Below are 422 nucleotides of genomic sequence, written 5' to 3'. Positions count from 1 at the left end.
CCCGTGCGCCCCGCCCGCGCCAGCGAGGACGACCTGTGGCGCATCGTCTCCTTCGACGAGTCCAACGACCCCGCCCAGAACCTCACCGCCTCCTTCGAGGCCGCCCTCCAGCAGGTGGATGCCCACCTGGAAGCCCTCATCCGCTCGGACGTCCGCTCGGCGGGCGATGCCAACGAATTCCTCGTCGAGGCCATCGTCGAAGCGACCTTCGAGCCACTGCCTTCTCCCCGCTCCGCCGCCTTCCCCGGTGACAACGGGGGGGCTTCTGGCCAGACTGAGGACGAGCTGTCCGGTGATCTGGGTGATCTGGACGAATGGGATTTTGACGAGGACGACGTGGCGGCCGAAGACCCCTCCAACCCCGATGAAGCCTCCAAGCTCCGGCGCCAGCGCCTCCTGCGCCGCGCCATGGAGAACATGGG

1 pseudogene is annotated in these 422 nt (G+C 68.2%); it reads left to right on the top strand.

What is annotated here, in order from left to right:
- Positions 1 to 422, top strand: a pseudogene (locus tag D7X32_RS44670) (J domain-containing protein); the annotation flags it as partial.

Origin of the sequence: Corallococcus carmarthensis (assembly GCF_003611695.1) — a bacterium.
Taxonomy (GTDB): Bacteria; Myxococcota; Myxococcia; order Myxococcales; family Myxococcaceae; genus Corallococcus; species Corallococcus carmarthensis.
The sequence above is the reverse complement of the archived record's forward strand: the minus strand, read 5'-3'. Positions and strand labels throughout refer to the sequence as shown.